At 70.7% G+C, this 18,470-nt stretch carries 18 protein-coding genes; 14 read left to right on the top strand and 4 right to left on the bottom strand.

The genetic code is table 11. The annotated features are described in order from the left end of the window. Window positions 1–14: 14 nt before the first annotated feature. Window positions 15–386, bottom strand: coding sequence for a YchJ family protein (locus KSO98_RS08940; protein ID WP_225284997.1), 372 nt, complete (start codon window positions 384–386; stop codon window positions 15–17). A 32-nt stretch (window positions 387–418) separates the two neighbouring features. On the opposite strand from KSO98_RS08940, the gene KSO98_RS08935 reads away from it, so the two are divergent. From KSO98_RS08935 to KSO98_RS08915, 5 genes are read left to right on the top strand one after another with little or no spacing between them, the layout of a single operon-like run. After that, on the top strand, window positions 419–1,807 hold the full coding sequence (locus KSO98_RS08935; protein WP_225284996.1) for a MoxR family ATPase: 1,389 nt from the start codon (window positions 419–421) through the stop codon (window positions 1,805–1,807). A gap of 4 nt (window positions 1,808–1,811) precedes the next feature. Then, entirely contained in the window at window positions 1,812–3,134 is a 1,323-nt protein-coding gene (locus KSO98_RS08930) for an MFS transporter (protein ID WP_225284994.1), read from the top strand. Window positions 3,135–3,143: 9 nt separating this feature from the next. After that, window positions 3,144–5,126 (top strand): vWA domain-containing protein, encoded by a 1,983-nt coding sequence (locus tag KSO98_RS08925; RefSeq protein ID WP_225284990.1) that lies wholly within the window; start codon window positions 3,144–3,146, stop codon window positions 5,124–5,126. Between the two features lie 22 nt (window positions 5,127–5,148). Then, window positions 5,149–5,922, top strand: coding sequence for a sulfite exporter TauE/SafE family protein (locus tag KSO98_RS08920; protein WP_225284988.1), 774 nt, complete (start codon window positions 5,149–5,151; stop codon window positions 5,920–5,922). Between the two features lie 52 nt (window positions 5,923–5,974). Then, entirely contained in the window at window positions 5,975–6,418 is a 444-nt protein-coding gene (locus tag KSO98_RS08915) for a TspO/MBR family protein (RefSeq protein WP_225284982.1), read from the top strand. Between the two features lie 7 nt (window positions 6,419–6,425). Here the strand turns inward: KSO98_RS08915 and KSO98_RS08910 are convergent, their stop codons facing one another. Both KSO98_RS08910 and KSO98_RS08905 read right to left on the bottom strand, forming a co-directional pair. Beyond that, entirely contained in the window at window positions 6,426–7,334 is a 909-nt protein-coding gene (locus KSO98_RS08910; RefSeq protein WP_225284980.1) for a glucose 1-dehydrogenase, read from the bottom strand. Between the two features lie 28 nt (window positions 7,335–7,362). Continuing rightward, a complete protein-coding gene (locus KSO98_RS08905; RefSeq protein WP_225284977.1) occupies window positions 7,363–7,590 on the bottom strand; it encodes a DUF167 domain-containing protein in 228 nt (75 codons plus the stop codon). 23 nt (window positions 7,591–7,613) lie between these two features. Here KSO98_RS08905 and KSO98_RS08900 point away from each other — a divergent pair, with 23 nt between their 5' ends. From KSO98_RS08900 to KSO98_RS08890, 3 genes are read left to right on the top strand one after another with little or no spacing between them, the layout of a single operon-like run. Further along, window positions 7,614–8,351: a VOC family protein gene (locus KSO98_RS08900; RefSeq protein ID WP_225284976.1), complete on the top strand. Its 738-nt coding sequence runs from the start codon at window positions 7,614–7,616 to the stop codon at window positions 8,349–8,351. A gap of 25 nt (window positions 8,352–8,376) precedes the next feature. Beyond that, window positions 8,377–8,928 carry a YbaK/EbsC family protein gene (locus KSO98_RS08895; RefSeq protein WP_225284975.1) on the top strand — a complete coding sequence of 184 codons (552 nt, stop codon included), beginning with the start codon at window positions 8,377–8,379 and terminating at the stop codon, window positions 8,926–8,928. 39 nt (window positions 8,929–8,967) lie between these two features. Further along, entirely contained in the window at window positions 8,968–9,351 is a 384-nt protein-coding gene (locus KSO98_RS08890) for a nitroreductase family deazaflavin-dependent oxidoreductase (RefSeq protein ID WP_225284973.1), read from the top strand. A gap of 233 nt (window positions 9,352–9,584) precedes the next feature. On the opposite strand, the gene msrA is transcribed toward KSO98_RS08890, so the two are convergent. Beyond that, a complete protein-coding gene (msrA, locus tag KSO98_RS08885; RefSeq protein WP_225284972.1) occupies window positions 9,585–10,232 on the bottom strand; it encodes a peptide-methionine (S)-S-oxide reductase MsrA in 648 nt (215 codons plus the stop codon). Between the two features lie 117 nt (window positions 10,233–10,349). On the opposite strand from msrA, the gene KSO98_RS18850 reads away from it, so the two are divergent. From KSO98_RS18850 to mmsB, 6 genes are all read left to right on the top strand, one after another. Beyond that, window positions 10,350–11,360: a GNAT family N-acetyltransferase gene (locus KSO98_RS18850; RefSeq protein WP_225284971.1), complete on the top strand. Its 1,011-nt coding sequence runs from the start codon at window positions 10,350–10,352 to the stop codon at window positions 11,358–11,360. A gap of 99 nt (window positions 11,361–11,459) precedes the next feature. Further along, a complete protein-coding gene (locus tag KSO98_RS08875; protein ID WP_225284969.1) occupies window positions 11,460–12,620 on the top strand; it encodes a cystathionine gamma-synthase in 1,161 nt (386 codons plus the stop codon). Window positions 12,621–12,642: 22 nt separating this feature from the next. After that, window positions 12,643–14,157 (top strand): arabinosylfuranosidase ArfA, encoded by a 1,515-nt coding sequence (gene arfA / locus KSO98_RS08870; protein ID WP_225284967.1) that lies wholly within the window; start codon window positions 12,643–12,645, stop codon window positions 14,155–14,157. Between the two features lie 199 nt (window positions 14,158–14,356). Further along, on the top strand, window positions 14,357–15,397 hold the full coding sequence (chvE, locus tag KSO98_RS08865) for a multiple monosaccharide ABC transporter substrate-binding protein (protein ID WP_225284965.1): 1,041 nt from the start codon (window positions 14,357–14,359) through the stop codon (window positions 15,395–15,397). 128 nt (window positions 15,398–15,525) lie between these two features. Then, window positions 15,526–17,103, top strand: coding sequence for a multiple monosaccharide ABC transporter ATP-binding protein (mmsA, locus tag KSO98_RS08860; protein WP_225284963.1), 1,578 nt, complete (start codon window positions 15,526–15,528; stop codon window positions 17,101–17,103). Next, window positions 17,100–18,326 carry a multiple monosaccharide ABC transporter permease gene (gene mmsB / locus KSO98_RS08855; RefSeq protein ID WP_225284961.1) on the top strand — a complete coding sequence of 409 codons (1,227 nt, stop codon included), beginning with the start codon at window positions 17,100–17,102 and terminating at the stop codon, window positions 18,324–18,326. Before mmsA ends, mmsB begins: the two co-directional genes overlap by 4 nt. The last annotated feature ends 144 nt before the right edge of the window (window positions 18,327–18,470 follow it).

The following is an 18,470-nucleotide window of genomic DNA, read 5'->3' as shown; positions in this document are numbered from 1 at the left end:
AACACCGAAGCGCGTCAGTCGTCCTCGTCGTGGACGTCTCCGTCGACGTACAGCCACCGCCCCGCGCGCTGTTCGAAGCGGCTGCGCTCGCGCATCGCGTCCGGTCCGCCGGGACCGTTCCACCGGGCGGTGAAGTCCACCCAGTCCTCGCCGTGCCCGTGGATCTCCAGGCCCGTCCACGTGAACGTGCCGGGCAGGATGTCGGGCGGCTGGGTGCGCGGATGCCACGTGCGCAGCACGTAGTCGGTCTCGTTCCGGGCGTACGCGGCATAGCGGCTGCGCATCAGCTCGACCGCGGTGGCGGCCTGGCGCGCGCCGCGGTGGAGCGGGCCGCAGCACGCGTCGTACGGCTTGCTCGAGCCGCAGGGGCAGGGGTCTCCGAACACAAACCCATTGTGACGCTGAGTAGCGTGTTGGTGTGAGTGATGCTCCCACCCTCAAGACCGTCGGCGAGCTCAAGGCCGCCGGGTACGCCGCCAAGCCGCTGCGCACCGAGATCCGTGACAACCTGCTGGCCAAGCTTCGCGCCGGGGAGGACCCGTGGCCGGGTCTGCACGGCCTGGAGAGCACCGTCATCCCGCAGCTCGAGCGGGCGCTGATCGCCGGGCACGACATCGTTCTGCTCGGCGAGCGCGGCCAGGGCAAGACCCGGCTGCTGCGCACGATGGTCGGGCTGCTCGACGAGTGGTCGCCGGTGATCGTCGGCTCCGAGCTGGGCGAGGATCCGCTCGACCCGATCACCGTCGCCTCCCGCCGCCGTGCCGCGGAGCTGGGCGACGACCTGCCGATCACCTGGAAGCACCGCAGCGAGCGCTACTCCGAGAAGCTCGCCACCCCCGACACCTCGGTCGCGGACCTGATCGGCGACGTCGACCCGATGAAGGTCGCCGAGGGTCGCTCCCTGGGTGACCCGGAGACCATCCACTTCGGCCTCATCCCGCGCTCGCACCGCGGCATCGTCGCCATCAACGAGCTGCCCGACCTCGCCGAGCGGATCCAGGTCGCGATGCTCAACGTGATGGAGGAGCGCGACATCCAGATCCGCGGGTACGTCCTGCGCCTGCCTCTGGACGTGCTCGTCGTCGCCTCGGCGAACCCGGAGGACTACACCAACCGCGGGCGAATCATCACCCCGCTCAAGGACCGCTTCGGCGCCGAGATCCGCACCCACTACCCGCTCGAGCTCGAGGCCGAGATGGCGGTGATCCGGCAGGAGTCCGAGCTGGTCGCCGAGGTCCCCGACTACCTGCTCGAGATCCTCGCGCGCTTCACCCGCAACCTGCGCGACTCCTCGGCCGTCGACCAGCGCTCCGGCGTCTCCGCGCGGTTCGCGATCGCGGGCGCGGAGACGATCGCCGCCGCCGCGCTGCACCGCGCCACCCGGCGTGACGAGCACGAGCCGGTCGCCCGGGTCGTCGACCTCCAGACCGCGGTCGACGTGCTCGGCGGCAAGATCGAGTTCGAGACCGGGGAGGAGGGCCGCGAGCAGGAGATCCTGACCCACCTGCTCCGCACGGCCACGGCGGAGACCTGCCGCGCGCGCCTGCGCGGCATCGACTTCGGGCTGCTCGTCGCGGCGCTGGAGAACGGCCAGATGATCACCACCGGGGAGCAGGTCACCGCCCGCGACTTCCTCGCCGGTCTGCCGGCCCTGGGAGAGTCCGAGCTCTACGACGACGTCTGCGAGCGGCTCGACGCGTCCAACGACGGCGAGCGCGCCGGTGCGCTGGAGCTCGCCCTCGAGGGGCTCTACCTCGCGCGCCGGATCGGCAAGGACGAGCAGGACGGCGAGGTCGTCTACGGATGAGTCGATGAGGACGTTCGTACGGGTCCTGGTGAACACCGGGATCGCCAACGTGACCACCTCCTACCTGTGGTGGTCGCTGATCTTCTGGGCCTACCTCCAGACCGGATCGGTACTCGCGAACGGCCTCATCTCAGGCACCTACATGCTGCTGGTCGCCGCCCTCAGCATGGTCTTCGGCTCCATCATCGATCGGCACCGCAAGCATGCGGCGATGCTGATCTCGGCGGTGGTCACCACCGTCGCGTTCACGGCGGCCGCCGTGCTCTACTGGTCCGTCGGCGAGGAGGGCGTCGCCGACCTGCACGCGCCGTGGTTCTGGATCTTCAGCGCCGTCCTGCTCGGTGGGTCGCTCCTGGAGAACATGCGCAGCGTCGCGCTCTCCACCACCGTCACGCTGCTGCTGCCGCCCGAGCGTCACGCGAACGCCAACGGCCTCGTCGGCACCGTCCAGGGGATCGGCTTCGTCGTCACCAGCGTCCTCTCCGGGCTCTCGGTCGGGCTGCTCGGGATGGGCTGGACCCTCGCCATCGCGCTGGCCCTCACCGTCCTGACCATGCTCGACCTGCTGCTGATCCGGATGCCGGAGACGCGGCCGGCCGCCGACCCGAACGAGAAGCGCGCCGAGCTGCGCGCCAGCATCGCCGCCGTGGTCGCGGTGCCGGGCCTGTTCTCGCTGATCTGCTTCTCCGCACTCAACAACCTGCTCGGTGGCGTCTACATGGCGCTGATCGATCCGTACGGTCTGACGCTCTTCTCGGTCGAGGCGTGGGGGATCGTGCTCGCGATCTCCTCCAGCGGCTTCATCATCGGCGGTCTCGTCGTGGCCAAGGCCGGCCTCGGCGCCAATCCGATGCGCACCATGCTGCGCATCGTCCTGGTCACGGGCGTCCTCGGTGCCGTCTTCACCCTGCGCGAGTGGGCGTGGCTCTACATCCTCGGCATCTGGCTGTGGATGCTGCTGATGCCCGTCGTGGAGGCGGCCGAGCAGACCGTGATCCAGAAGGTCGTCCCGTACGAGACGCAGGGCCGGGTCTTCGGCTTCGCGATGATGTTCGAGGCCGGGTCGGCACCCATCACCTCCTTCCTGGTCGCGCCACTGGCACAGTTCGCACTGATCCCGTACCTGCGCTCCGACGAGGGCCGCGCGACCTGGCGCTGGCTGCTCGGGGACGGTGAGGCCCGCGGCATCGCGCTCGCCTTCCTGCTGGCCGGGATCGGCACGATCGCGCTGACCGTGATCGCCTTCCGCAGCGGCGCCTATCGACTGCTCTCGCGGCAGTACGAGGCGCCTTCCGTCGTCCCGCCCACGGCCGTGGCCGAAGCCTGAGGAGAGAACATGCGCTACAAGAGGTACGCCGGCGGCGACCCGCTCGCCCCGCCGGTCGACATCGCCGAGGCGCTCGACGCCATCGGCGAGGACGTGATGGCGGGCTACTCGCCCGAGCGCGCGCTCCAGGAGTTCCTGCGCCGCGGAGGGCAGTCGCAGGCGGGGCTGGACGACCTCGCGCGCCGCGTCGCCGAGAAGCGCCAGGAGCTGCTCCAGCGGCACAACCTCGACGGCACGATGCAGCAGGTCCGTGAGCTGCTCGACAAGGCGGTCCTGGCCGAGCGCGGCCAGATCGCCCGCGACACCACGCTCGACTCCGACGACGCGATGCTTCGCGAGATGCAGCTCAACAACCTGCCGCCGAACACGGCCGCCGCCGTCTCCGAGCTGGGCCAGTACGACTGGAGGTCGCGCGAGGCCCGCGAGGCGTACGAGGAGATCAAGGACCTGCTCGGGCGCGAGCTGCTCGACCAGCGCTTCGCCGGCATGAAGCAGGCCCTCGAGGGCGCCACCGAGGAGGACCGGGCGGCGGTCGCCGAGATGCTCGGCGACCTCAACGAGCTGCTCGAGAAGCACCGGCGAGGGGAGGACACCCCGGAGGACTTCGCCGACTTCATGGCCAAGCACGGCGACTACTTCCCCGAAGGTCCGGAGAACATCGACGAGCTGCTCGACGCACTGGCGCAGCGCTCCGCGGCAGCGCAGCGGATGCTCAACTCGATGACCCCCGAGCAGCGCGCCGAGCTGATGGAGCTCTCCGCGCAGGCGTTCGGCTCACCCGCCCTGATGGAGGCGCTCGACCGCCTCGACGGCAACCTGCAGTCGCTGCGTCCGGGCGAGGACTGGGGCGGCTCGGAGGAGTTCGGCGAAGGGGGCGAAGGGCTGGGGCTGGGCGACGGCACGGGCGTGCTCCAGGATCTCGCCGAGCTCGACCGGCTCTCCGACCAGCTCTCGCAGTCGTACGGCGGGGCGCGTCTCGACGACGTCGACCTTGACGCCCTCGCCCGCCAGCTCGGCGACGCCGCGGCCGTCGACGCCCGCACCCTCCAGCAGCTCGAGCAGGCGCTCCGCGACTCCGGCCAGCTCGAGCGTGGCTCCGACGGCAACCTGCGGCTCACGCCGAAGGCGATGCGCCAGCTGGGGAAGGCCCTGCTGCGCGACGTCGCCCAGCGGATGTCGGGGCGCCAGGGTCAGCGCGACCTCCGTACGGCCGGCGCCGCCGGCGACCTCTCCGGCGCCTCCCGGCCCTGGTCCTTCGGCGACACCGAGCCCTGGGACATCCCGCGCACCATGCTCAACCGTGCGCTGCGCGGCGGCGACCGCCTCATCCTCGACGACATCGAGGTGCAGGAGACCGAGGCGCGCACCCAGGCGTGCGTCGCGCTGCTGGTCGACACGTCGTTCTCGATGGCGATGGACGGGCGCTGGGTGCCGATGAAGCGCACGGCGCTCGCCCTGCACACCCTGATCCGCTCGCGCTTCCGGGGCGATCACCTGCAGCTGATCGGCTTCGGCCGCGCCGCGCAGGTGATGGAGATCGAGGAGCTGATGGGGCTCGACGCCCGCTACGCCAAGGGCACGAACCTCCACCACGCGCTGCTGCTCGCCAACCGCCACTTCCGCAAGCACCCCAACGCGCAGCCGGTGCTCCTGATCGTCACCGACGGCGAGCCGACCTCCCACCTCGAGCCCGACGGGGAGGTCTGGTTCTCCTACCCGCCGCACCCGCTGACGATCGCGTACGCCGTACGCGAGCTGGACAACGCCGGGCGCCTGGGCGCGCAGACGACGTTCTTCCGGTTGGGCGAGGATCCCGGGCTGGCGCGGTTCATCGAGTCGATGGCCAAGCGGGTCGACGGGAAGGTCGTCGCACCGGAGCTCGACGACCTCGGTGCAGCCGTCGTCGGGTCGTACCTGGGCTCGCGCAGTCCGCGCTCGGGCTCGTTCGGGGAGTCGTTCGGCGGTTGGGGACGGGGCTTCTGGGCCGGCTAGCCGGCGGCGATAGCCTCGGGCCGTGCCTGACCTGTCGACCGTGCTGCTGTTGGGCATGGCGGCAATGGCGGCCGGCTTCGTCGATGCGGTGGTGGGCGGCGGTGGGCTGATCCAGCTGCCGGCCCTGCTGCTGGGGCTGCCGGGCTACGCGCCCGTGCACGTGCTGGCGACGAACAAGATGGCCTCCATCTGCGGCACCACCACCAGCGCCGTGACGTACTTCCGGCGCGTCGGGCCCGATCCGAGGACGTTCGTACCGCTGATGGCCCTGGCCTTCCTCGGGTCCACCGGCGGAGCGGAGGTGGCGACGCACCTCTCGGCCGGAGCCTTCAAGCCGATCGTGCTGGTCGCGCTGGTGGTGATCGGGGCGTGGGTGTGGTTCCGGCCGACGCTCGGCGGTGAGACGCTGCTGCGGCACGGGCCGCGGCGTCATCTGGTCACCGCGATGGTGATCGGGGCGGCGATCGGGTTCTACGACGGCGCGCTCGGGCCGGGCACCGGGTCGTTCTTCGTGATCTCCCTGGTCGGTCTGCTCGGCTATTCGTTCCTCGAGTCCTCGGCCAAGTCCAAGATGGCCAACGTCGCCACCAATCTGGCCGCGCTGGTGGTCTTCATCCCGCAGGGTGCGGTGCTGTGGCGCCTCGCGCTGGTGATGGGTGCGTGCAACGTCGTGGGCGGCTATCTCGGCGCCCGTCTCGCGGTGGCCCGTGGCGCGGCCTTCGTCCGCGTCTTCTTCCTGCTCGTGGTCGGCGGCTTCATCGTCCGGATCGGCGGGGAGGTCCTCGGTCTCTGGTGAGGACCGGCGTTCCTGGTTACCGGTCGCCATGATCAGTCGCACCCTGGCCGGCGTGAGCAGCGCCGTCGCAGCCACCGCCCTCGCCGGCAGCCTCGCCAGCAAGGACGCCTCGAGCGGCTGGTACCGCGCCCTGGACAAGCCCGCGTTCCAGCCGCCGGCGGCGGCCTTCCCGATCGTGTGGACGGGCCTGTACGCCACCATCGCCGCGGCCGCGACGTCCGCGCTCGAGCGCGCCGAGCCCGAGGATGCGCGGCGTTATCGCCGTGCGCTGGCGGCCAACCTCGTGCTCAACGCCTCGTGGAGCTGGGTCTTCTTCAGGGCGCACCGCGTGGGACCGGCTGTGGGCGTCGCGGCCGCGCTGGCGGCGAGCAGCGCGGAGCTCGCGTCGCGCAGCGGCCGTCTGTCGCGCCCCGCCGCGTGGGCGCTGGCCCCGTACGCCGCCTGGTGCGGCTTCGCGACCGTGCTGAACGCCGCCATCTGGCGCCGCAACGCCTGAGCGTCGCTCACACCGTGACGGGCTGCCCGCCGGTGACGGCGAGCACCTCCCCGGTGACGTAGGTCGACTCGGCCGAGGCGAGGTAGACGAAGGCAGGGGCCACCTCGGCGGGCTGGCCGGCGCGCTTCAACGGCACCTGCTTGCCGAAGGACGCGACCTTCTCGTCCGGCATCGTCGCCGGGATGAGCGGGGTCCAGATCGGTCCGGGTGCGACGGCATTCACCCGGATGCCGTCCTCGGCGAGCATCGCGGCCAGGCCACGGGTGAAGTTGGCGATGCCCGCCTTCGTGGTGGCGTAGTCCAGCAGCTCGGGGGAGGGGGAGGAGGCCTGCACCGAGGAGGTGTTGATGATCGACGAGCCGCGCCGCAGGTGGGGCACGGCCATCTTCGAGAGCCAGAACATGGCGTAGAGGTTGGTCTTCATCACCCGGTCGAACTGCTCGGTCGTGATGTCGGCGATCCCGCCCGGCTGCACCATCTGGTACGCGGCGTTGTTGGTCAGCAGGTCGATCCGCCCGAACTCCGCCACAGCGCGATCGATGAGGGCCGCGCAGTTCTCCTCGCGGGTGAGATCGGTGGGGAACAGGACCGCGCGACGACCGGCCTCCTCGACCAGCCGAGCCGTCTCGCGGCCGTCCTCGTCCTCGCCCTCGAGGTAGGCGATGACGACGTCGGCGCCCTCGCGCGCGAAGGCGAGCGCGACCGCGCGGCCGATGCCGGAGTCGCCGCCGGTGATCACCGCGACCTGGTCGGTGAGCCGCCCGTGCCCGCGGTAGCTCTCCTCGCCGTGGTCGGGCTGATCGTCCATCTGGCGGGTCACCGAGTCCGGGGCGCCCGGATCGGGCAGGTCCTCGCCCTCGGTCGCGGGCTGGGTGTGGACCTCGGCAGGGTCCGGTGAGGACGTGGTGTCGGCCATGACCGCTCCGTACCCCGCACCGGCGGGCTCAGTCGTCGACCTCGACCAGCTTGTGCCGGCTGGTGTGGCCGCGCAGGATCTCCACGCGCGACCTCGGCACGCCGAAGTGGTCCGCGAGCACCGTGACCACGCCGTCGTTCGCGGCACCGTCCACCGCCCGTTCCCGGACGAACACGGTCAGTGCGCCGTCGTCGCCGGTCTCGACCAGCGGGCCCTTCTTCGAGCCCGGCTTCACAGTGACGGCGTAGCGGGTCATGGCGGCAGGGTAGAACAGGACACATGCGCGTCACCCGGCTGACCTTCTTCCTCGACCTCGCCGTCGACGACCACGCGGCAGCGACGGCCTTCTGGCAGGCGGCGACCGGTTACGTCCTCTCGGCGTCACGCGGCGAGCACGACGAGTTCGCGAGCCTCCTGCCGTCGGCCGGGGCCGACCACCTCCGGCTGCAGCGACTCGCCGAAGGCCCGTCCCGCACGCACCTGGACGTGCACGTCGACGACCTCGCCCAGGCCGAGGCGCAGGCCGTCTCAGGTGGAGCGACGGTGCTGAGCAGCGGCGGCCACGTCAGCCTGCTCTCACCCGGCGGCTACCCGTTCTGCCTGGTCACCGCGCCTGCGGCAGAGCCCTCCCCGCCGACGACCTGGCCCGACGGCCACCGCTCGCGGGCCGAGCAGCTCTGCCTCGACATCGGGCCCTCGGCCTACGAGGCCGAATGCGCCTTCTGGGCCGCGCTCACCAGTTGGCCGACCCGCACGGCGGGCCCGGAGTTCACCAGACTGCGGGTGCCCGAGGAGCTCGGGACGCGGCTGCTGCTGCAGCGTCTCGAGCAGGACGAGGGTGCGGTGCGGGGCCACCTCGATGTCGCCACCGACGACCGGTCCGCAGAGGTGGCCCGCCTCCAGGCGCTGGGCGCCACGACCGTCCGGGAGAACGACGAGTGGACGGTGCTGCGTCCTCCCGCTGGGCCCGTCCTGTGTGTGACCGACCGCGACCCGGTGACCGGGCTCTCCGGCTGAGCCTGCGGCGAGGCAGGATGGGGCCATGCCGTTGCCGACCCTCGCCGACCTCGTCAGCCTCCCCGCCACCGACCACCCCGAGCTGGTCGCCCGGCCGACTGCGCGAGCACTCCCCGCCTGGCCCGACGCGCCCTCGGTCGCGGTGATCGAGATCGACCCCGATCTGGCGGACACGGCGGCCCTGACCGAGGCGTACGGCCTCCCGGCCGAGGGCTCGGGCAACTGCGTCGTGGTGTCCGGTGCGCGCAAAGGCGAGGAGCGCATCGCGGCCTGTGTGGTCCCGGCCGACTCGCGCGCCGACATCAACAGCCTGGTGAAGCGGCTGCTCGACGTGCGCAAGGCGTCGTTCCTGCCGATGGACCGCGCCGTCGAGGAGTCCGGGATGGAGTACGGCGGCATCACGCCGGTCGGTCTGCCCGAGGGCTGGCGCGTCCTCGTCGACGCCCGGCTGCTCACCGTGGAGCGGGTCGTGATCGGGTCGGGGCTGCGGCGCTCCAAGCTGCTCCTGCCCGGCTCCGCGCTGGCCTCGCTGCCCGGCGTCGAGATCATCGAGGGTCTGGGCAAGCCGATCTCCTGAACGCCCGCGAAGTCAGGTCGAGCGGAGTAGAAAGGAAGCATGCACCTGCCCCGTGCGCTCGCCGCCTTCAACCGGCGCGTCACCAACCCGATCCAGCGACGCTGGGCCGGCCGCATCCCGGGCCACGCGATCATCGAGCACACCGGTCGAAAGTCCGGCCGCGTCTACCGCACGCCGGTGCTGTGCGTGGAGCGCTCGGGCGGCTTCGCCTTCCTGGTCGGGTACGGCCTGGAGTCGGACTGGGTCCGCAACCTCCTGGCTGCCGACGGGGGAGTGGTGATCCACCGCGGCCGCCGCTACGAGGTCCGCAACGTCCGCCTCGTTCCGATGCCGGCAGGCCGCGAGCTGCTCCCGAGGTGGCTCCAGCGCATCACCAAGCTCGCCCGCGAGGGCAACGTCCTCACCGTCAGCATCGCTGACTGAGGCGCTGACTGAGGCGGCAGCGTCACGGCCGTCCGCCAGCGACCCTTCCTTCGCTCGCCCGACCTGCCGCTAGGTCCACCGAAGTCCTGCCACGAGCAGCCGCCCGCGGGGCGGCTGCGTCGAGCTGGGACCTCGGTGGACTCCCGGGCAGGCGCTTCGGGCCTGGTTCCCGCGCTCGCGGCCAGCGTTTCGGGCTCGTCCCTCGCCCGGCCGCTGTCGCTCGCTCGGTCGCCTCAGGCCGGGAAGGCCACTCCGGTGTTGGCGTGGCAGCGGTAGCCGTTCGGCACCCGGTCGAGGTACTGCTGGTGCGCGGGCTCGGCCGGGTAGAAGACCGGGGCCTCGCGGATCTCGGTCGTGATCTCGTCCAGGCCACGGCGGGCGAGCTCCGCGCCGTACACCGCGGTCAGCTCACGCGCCGTCTGCTCCTGCGCGGGCGAGACGAAGTAGAGCGCCGAGCGGTACTGCGTGCCGACGTCGTTGCCCTGGCGCATGCCCTGCGTGGGGTCGTGCACCTCGAAGAACCGCTTCACCAGCTCGCCGTAGCCGACCACGGCGGGGTCGAAAACGACGCGGACGGCCTCGGTGTGGTTGGTCAGCCCCGAGCAGACCTCCTCGTACGTCGGGTTGAGCGTGGTGCCGCCCTGGTAGCCGACGGCCGTCGTGTAGACGCCCGGGATCTGCCAGAACATCTCCTCCGCGCCCCAGAAACAGCCGAGGCCGAAGTACGCCGTCTCATAGCCCTCGGGTGCCGTGCCGTCCTCCGGCGAGGCGAGCAGCGGGGTGCCGAGCACGCGGTGCTTCTCGGGCAGGTCCCAGGCGAGCGAGTCGCGACCCGGCAGGGTGCGCTCGGCGGGCTGGAGCGAGGCGGTACGTCCGAACATGGGTTCCTCCTTCGAGATCCATACACAGGATCCACCCGCTTCAACCGCGCCACCACCCCAGAAGTTCCCGGTGGGCCGTCGTCGCATCGGTTCGGGTCGGTTTGGCAGGGTGGAGGGGTGAACGACACCCTCGGCAACCACCTCGACCTCCCCGCCGGCTGGTCGCTCCGACCGGCGGAGCCGACCGACCTCGACAGCCTCGTCGCCCTGCGCACCGCCGACCGCACCCGGTTCGCCGGGCCCGGACCGGTCGACCCCGAGCGCGTCGAGAACGAGATCGTCGGCCTCGCCTCCTGGACCCGCCAGCAGGTCGTCGCCGTCGACGAGGAGAAGGCCATCCGCGCGTGGGCCAGCGTGCACGACCGGGCCGCCGGGCGCACGATGGTGCACCTGTACGTCGACCGCACCGTGCCGGCCGCCGCCGACCTCGCGGCGACCCTCTACGGCTGGATGCGCGAGCGGGCGCGGGTGATCGCGCGGATGCGCGGGCAGCACGAGACCCAGCTCGACGCCAGCCCGTTCGCCGAGGACGCCGAGCAGCGCGGCTGGCTGGCCGACGCCGGCTACCGCAAGGTCCGCACCTGGCTGCAGATGACCCGGCCGGTCACCTCGGAGGAGGCGACCTCGCTGCCGCAGCCACGCCCGGGCGTGGTCGTGCGACCTGTCGACATCCATCCCAACGGGCTCCCGGTCGCGAGCGATCTGCGGACCGTCCACCGGATGCTGGAGGAGTCGTTCGCCGATCACTTCAACTCCTACCGCGAGAGCTTCCCTGAGTTCGTGACCCGGCTGCGCGAGGAGCCGGGCCACCGGTGGGACCACTGGCGGCTGGCCACCGTCGATGGCGAGGCCGCCGGCGCGCTGATCGCCTCCGCCCTCAAGGCCGGTGCCAGCGGTGCCGAGGGCGCCTACGTCGAGTACATCGGCGTCAGCCGCAGCGCCCGCGGCCGCGGCGTGGCCAAGGCGCTGCTGCACAGCGTCATCGAGGGCACCGCCGCCCGCGGTGGCGATCGCGTCGGCCTCGAGGTCGACGCCGACAGCCCCACCGGAGCCGACGGGCTCTACACGTCGATGGGCTGGCGCACCGACTACGTCACCGAGTCCTGGCACCAGGACATCACCGTCTGAGCAGCAGGCCGGGCGGGGCCGCAGGGCGCGCCCGGCTCCCTCGCCCGGCACCTACGAGCCAGCTCGCAGTGCCTCGCCCGGTCGCCTAGTCTCGATGCCATGACCCAGGAGCACGCGAACAAGGGCGGTTTCGAGACCCGCGCGATCCACGCCGGCTACGAGCCGGACCCGACCACCGGCGCGGTCAATCCGCCGATCTACGCCAGCTCGACCTACAAGCAGGACGGCGTCGGCGGGCTGCGCGGCGGCTACGAGTACAGCCGCAGCGCCAACCCGACGCGTACCGCCCTCGAGGGTGCGCTCGCCGCGGTCGAGTCGGGGGAGCGCGGCTTCGCGTTCGCCAGCGGACTGGCCGCCGAGGACACGCTGCTGCGCAGCCTGACCAGGCCCGGGGACCATCTGGTCATCCCCGACGACGCGTACGGCGGCACCTTCCGCCTCGTCGACAAGGTCGCCAAGCCGTGGGGCGTCGAGCACACCCCGGCGCCGATCAGCGACCTCGACAAGGTCGCCGCCGCGATCGAGCCTGGCCGGACCCGCCTCGTCTGGGTCGAGACGCCCACCAACCCGCTGCTCAACATCGGCGACATCGAGGCGCTGGCGACCATCGCGCACGACGCCGGTGCGCTGCTCGTGGTCGACAACACCTTCGCCAGCCCGTACCTCCAGCAGCCCCTCACCCTGGGCGCGGACGTCGTGGTCCACTCCACCACCAAGTACGTCGGCGGTCACTCCGACGTCGTCGGCGGCGCCCTGGTCGTGCGCGACCTCGAGCTCGCGGACCGGATCGGCTTCCACCAGAACGCCATGGGCGCCGTGGCCGGCCCGTTCGACGCCTACCTCACCCACCGGGGCCTGAAGACGCTCGCCGTACGGATGGACCGCCACTGCGACAACGCCGAGCGGATCGTCGACTTCCTCTGCGCCCACCCGGCCGTCGGCGACGTCATCTACCCGGGCCTCGAGACCCACCCCGGCCATCACGTCGCCGGCAAGCAGATGAAGCGCTTCGGCGGCATGATCAGCTTCCGGGTGCGCGCCGGCGAGCAGAAGGCGCTCGACGTCTGCGCCGCCACCGAGGTCTTCACGCTGGGGGAGTCCCTCGGCGGCGTCGAGTCGCTCATCGAGCACCCCGGGCGGATGACGCACGCCAGCGTCGCCGGCACCGAGCTCGAGGTCCCTGGCGACCTGATCCGGCTCAGCGTCGGCATCGAGACCGTCGAGGATCTGATCGACGACCTGGATCGCGCCCTGGGGTAAAGCGTGGTGTAGAACACCTCGCATGCTTCGGGCCTCCCTCCATCTCGACCCCGCCTTCACCGTCGGACCCGTCCGTCGTCGTACGTTCGGCTCCTTCGTCGAGCACCTCGGCCGTTGCGTCTACTCGGGCATCCACGACCCCGCCCACCCGAGCGCCGACGAGGACGGGTTCCGCGAGGACGTCATCGACCTGGCGCGCGAGCTCGGCGTCAGCACCGTGCGCTACCCGGGTGGCAACTTCGTCAGCGGCTACCGCTGGGAGGACGGGGTGGGCCCGCGCGAGCAGCGGCCGCGCCGGCTGGACCTGGCCTGGCACTCCACCGAGCCGAACTGGGTCGGCGTCGACGAGTTCGTCCGGTGGTGCCGCAAGGCCGGCGTCGAGCCGATGATGGCCGTCAACCTCGGCACCCGCGGCGTCCAGGAGGCGCTCGACCTGCTCGAGTACTGCAACGGCACCGCCGACACCCACTTCGCCAACCTGCGTCGCGCCAACGGCGCGCAGGAGCCGTACGGCATCCGGATGTGGTGCCTCGGCAACGAGATGGACGGCCCCTGGCAGATCGGGCACAAGACCGCGCAGGAGTACGGCCGGCTGGCGGCCGAGACCGCGCGCGCGATGCGTCTGGTCGACCCGGACATCGAGCTGGTCGCGTGCGGCTCCTCGGGCTCGGGGATGGCGACCTTCGGCACCTGGGAGAGCACCGTCCTCGCCGAGTCGTACGACCAGGTCGACCTGGTCTCCGCACACGCCTACTACCGCGAGGAGGACGGCGATCTGGGGTCGTTCCTCGCCTCCGCGGTCGACATGGACCACATGATCGAGGCCGTCGTGGCCACCGCCGACGCGGTGCGCGCGGCCGGCAAGCACGACAAGCGGATCGCGATCTCGTTCGACGAGTGGAACGTCTGGTACATCGACCGTGCCGAGTCCCAGCCCCCGACGGGCGACCACTGGCCGGTCGCGCCGATCCTGCTGGAGGACCGCTACACCGTCGCCGACGCGGTCGTGGTGGGCAACCTGCTGATCTCGCTGCTGCGCCACACCGACCGCGTCCACGCCGCCTCCCAGGCGCAGCTGGTCAACGTGATCGCACCGATCATGACCGAGCCGGGCGGTCGCTCGTGGCGCCAGACCACCTTCCACCCGTTCGCGCTGACCGCGCAGCACGCCGCCGGGCAGGTGTTGCAGGCGGTGGTCGAGGCGCCGACGTACGAGACCAGGAAGTACGGGCAGGCCGCGCTCGTCGACGCGGTCGCGACCCACGACGCGGAGACCGGCTCCCTCACGGTCCTGGCGGTCAACCGCTCGCAGGACGAGCCGCTCGAGCTGGCCGTCGACCTGGCCGGTTTCGGGGACCTCGAGGTGCTCGAGGCGCTCACCCTGAGCAACGCCGACCACACCTGGGCGGCGACCGCGGACGACGCCGCATCGGTGCTGCCGCGGCCCAACGCCTCGGCCTCCGTGGTGGCGTCGGGAGCGACCGTCGAGCTCCCCCCGGTCTCCTGGACGATCCTGCGTCTCGTCAAGCGCAGCTGAACGGATCGTTGCCGGAACGTGACCTGAACCCCTAGCACTCGGGGAAATGTTAGCGCTAACGTCCTGCCTGATGCGACGGTCGTCACACGACAGGCGTCGCGACAGGACCCCGGCCCGGCGCGGGTAGGGCACAACGAAGTGGAGTAACTCAGTGCGCAAGTTGATCGCGACTGTGGCTGGCGCCACGCTCGCTCTGAGCATGGCTGCCTGCGGCAGCGGCAGCAACGACTCCGCCGGTGACGGCGGCGGCGACAAGGGCACCATCGGTGTCGCCATGCCGACCAAGTCCTCGGAGCGCTGGATCGCCGACGGCAACAACATCAAGAAGCAGCTCGAGGACGCCGGCTACAAGGTCGACCTCCAGTACGCCGAGGACGACATCCCGACCCAGGTCTCCCAGGTCGAGAACATGGTCACCAAGGGCGAGAAGATGCTCGTCATCGCCGCGATCGACGGCACCGCCCTCGGCGACGTGCTCGACACGGCCGAGGCCAGCGACATCCCGGTCATCGCCTACGACCGCCTGATCCGCGACAGCGACACCATCGACTACTACGCCACGTTCGACAACGAGAAGGTCGGCGAGCTGCAGGCCCAGTCGCTGCTCGACGGTCTCGCCACCCGCGGCAAGGGCCCGTACAACGTCGAGCTCTTCGCCGGCTCGCCGGACGACAACAACGCGACCTTCTTCTGGAACGGCGCCATGAAGGTGCTCCAGCCGAAGATCGACGACGGCACCCTCAAGATCGTGTCGGGCCAGACCAAGTTCCAGCAGGCCGCCACCCTGCGTTGGGACCCGGCCACCGCGCAGAAGCGGATGGAGGACCTCCTCACCAAGTCGTACACCAGCGCCACGGTCGACGGCGTCCTCTCGCCCTACGACGGCCTCTCGCTGGGCATCATCGCCGCGCTCAAGTCCAACGGCTACGGCGGCGCCGGCAAGAAGCTCCCGATCGTCACCGGTCAGGACTCCGAGGCGCAGTCGGTCAAGTCGATCCTCGCCGGCGAGCAGTACTCCACCATCTTCAAGGACACCCGCGAGCTCGCCAAGGTGACCGTCGGCATGGTGCAGGCGATCGCCGAGGGCAAGAAGCCCCAGGTCAACGACACCACCACGTACGACAACGGCAAGAAGGTCGTCCCGGCCTACCTGCTCACCCCGGTGCCGGTGACCAAGGACAACGTGAAGACCGCTCTGGTCGACACGGGCTACTACACCGCCGCCGACCTGGGCATGTGACCCGGTCCTAGGCGTCCAGCCACCACGAAGTACGGCGCGCGGGCGCACCGCCACAGCGCGGACCCCGCGCGCCGTACCTCTGTCCCATCCCGCGCCACGAGCGCACCCCCGATCCAGGGAGTCAGAGCATGACCAGTCCCCTCCTCCAGATGCAGGGGATCACCAAGGAGTTCCCCGGCGTCAAAGCGCTGCAGGACGTCAACCTCACCGTCCAGCGCGGCGAGATCCACGCGATCTGTGGTGAGAACGGCGCCGGCAAGTCGACCCTCATGAAGGTGCTCAGCGGGGTCTACCCGCACGGTACCTACGACGGCGACATCGTGTACGACGGCAAGGTCGTGGAGTTCAAGTCCATCCGCGACAGCGAGCACGCGGGAATCGTGATCATCCACCAGGAGCTCGCCCTCATCCCCGAGCTCTCCATCGCCGAGAACATCTTCCTCGGCAACGAGCGTGCCTCGCGCGGCATCATCAGCTGGGACCGCTCCAACCGTGAGGCCATCGAGCTGCTCGCGCGGGTCGGCCTCGCCGAGAACCCGCTGACCCCGGTCAAGGAGCTCGGCGTCGGCAAGCAGCAGCTCGTCGAGATCGCCAAGGCGCTCTCCAAGGACGTGAAGCTGCTCATCCTCGACGAGCCCACCGCCGCGCTCAACGACGACGACTCCCAGCACCTGTTGGGTCTGCTCAAGGACCTGCAGGACAAGGGCATCACCTCGATCATGATCAGCCACAAGCTGAACGAGATCGAGCAGATCTCCGATGCCATCACCATCATCCGCGACGGCCAGACCGTCGAGACCCTCGCGGTCGGCGGCCAGGACGGCCCGGTCGACGAGGACCGGATCATCCGCGGCATGGTCGGCCGCTCCCTGGAGAACCGCTTCCCCGAGCGCACGCCGCAGATCGGCGAGATGCTCTTCGAGGTCTCCGGTTGGACGGTCAAGCACCCGCAGGACACCTCCCGTACGGTCATCGACGACGCGAACCTGAAGGTGCGCCACGGTGAGATCGTCGGCATCGCCGGCCTGATGGGCGCCGGCCGCACCGAGCTGGCCCGCAGCATCTTCGGGCGCAACTACGGCAGCCGCGTCGAGGGCCGGATGGTCATCGACGGCAAGGAGGTCAGCCTGCGCAGCGTCCCGGCGGCGATCGAGGCCGGCATCGCGTACGTCTCCGAGGACCGCAAGGTCCTCGGCCTCAACCTGCTCGACGACATCAAGACCTCCATCTCCTCGGCCGGACTCGGCAAGCTCCGCAAGGGCCTCACGATCGACGAGGGCCGGGAGATGACCGTCGCCGAGGAGTACCGCAAGAAGATGCGGATCAAGACGCCGACCGTCACCGAGGGCGTCAACAAGCTCTCGGGCGGCAACCAGCAGAAGGTCGTGCTGAGCAAGTGGATGTTCACCGACCCGCAGCTGCTGATCCTCGACGAGCCGACCCGCGGTATCGACGTCGGCGCCAAGTACGAGATCTACGTCGTGATCCAGCAGCTCGCGGCCGAGGGGAAGGGCGTCATCGTCATCTCCTCCGAGCTGCCCGAGCTGCTCGGTCTCTGCGATCGGATCTACACCCTCGCTGAAGGGCGGATCACCCATGAGTTCGCCCGCGAGGAAGCCAGCCAGGAAGCGCTGATGCGCTACATGACCACCAAGGACCGGGCCTCGCACGGCACCGGCCGCGACGCCTCCGAGGTCGCCCGATGAACACCCTCAAGTCGCTGCTCCGCGGCAACGCCCGTCAGTACGGCATGGTCATCGCGCTCGCCGCGCTGGTGATCTTCTTCCAGTTCCAGACCGACGGGGTGCTGCTCCGTCCGCTCAACGTCACCAACCTGCTGACGCAGAACGCCTCGATCCTGATCCTGGCCGTCGGCATGGTGATCGTGATCGTGGCCCGCCACATCGACCTCTCGGTCGGCTCCGTGGCGGCCTTCACCGGCGCGGTCGGCGCGATCCTGATGAGCAAGCACGACGTTCCGTGGTTGCTCGCCGTGGTCATCTGCCTGGCGATCGGCCTGGCGATCGGCGCCTGGCACGGCTTCTGGGTCGCCTACGTCGGCATCCCGGCCTTCATCGTCACGCTCGCCTCGATGCTGATCTTCCGCGGCCTGACGACCGTCGTGCTCGACGGCGCCACCGTCGGCAGCCTGCCGGAGAACTTCCTCAAGATGGGCAACGGCTTCCTGCCGAACACCAACATCACCCTCGTGCTCGGCGCCCTGCTGTGCCTCCTGCTGGTGGTGCTGGAGTTCCGTGAGCGTGCCTCGGCGGTGAAGTACAACTTCGACGTCACCCCGGCGCCGCTCTTCTACGCCAAGCTGGTCGCGCTCGTCGTCGTCATCATGGCCTTCGCCTGGCGCCTCGCGGACTACCGCGGCCTGCCGATCGTCGGCCTGATCCTCTTCGCGCTGATCGGCATCTACAGCTTCGTCACGCAGCGCACGATCACCGGTCGCCACGTATACGCCATCGGCGGCAACGTCGACGCCGCCACCATGTCGGGTGTCCGCACCAAGCGGATCGACTTCCTCGTGATGGCCAACATGGGCATGCTCGCCGCCCTGGCCGGTCTGGTCACCGCCGCCCGTCTCACCGCGGCCAACCCGAAGGCCGGCACCAACTACGAGCTCGACGCCATCGCCGCGGCCTTCATCGGCGGTGCGGCCGTCACCGGCGGCGTCGGCACCGTCGTCGGCGCCATCATCGGTGGTCTCGTGATGGGCGTGCTCAACAACGGCATGTCGCTGATGGGCGTCTCCATCGACTGGCAGCAGACGGTCAAGGGCCTCGTCCTGCTGGCCGCCGTCGCCTTCGACGTGTGGAACAAGCGCCGCACCGCGGGCGGGGGAGGAGCCGGGGCCGAGGAGGCCACGCCGCCACCTCCGACAGCGCTCGCCGAGGAGCTCAGCGCGCCTGCGGGTGCCTGACCCCAGCCTGAACACCGGCCTCGACACGAGGCTGACAGCGACGGCCGCCGTCCCACGGGGGACGGCGGCCGTCCCCGGTCTCGCCGGGGCCCGAGTCTCGGCACGTGGCCGACGGTCACGGGGCCCAGGAAGCGCGACAGCCCG

The sequence above is a fragment of the Nocardioides nematodiphilus genome (genome assembly GCF_020216525.1).
Taxonomy (GTDB): domain Bacteria; phylum Actinomycetota; class Actinomycetes; order Propionibacteriales; family Nocardioidaceae; genus Nocardioides; species Nocardioides nematodiphilus.
This window is presented reverse-complemented; position numbering and strand designations above follow the sequence as displayed.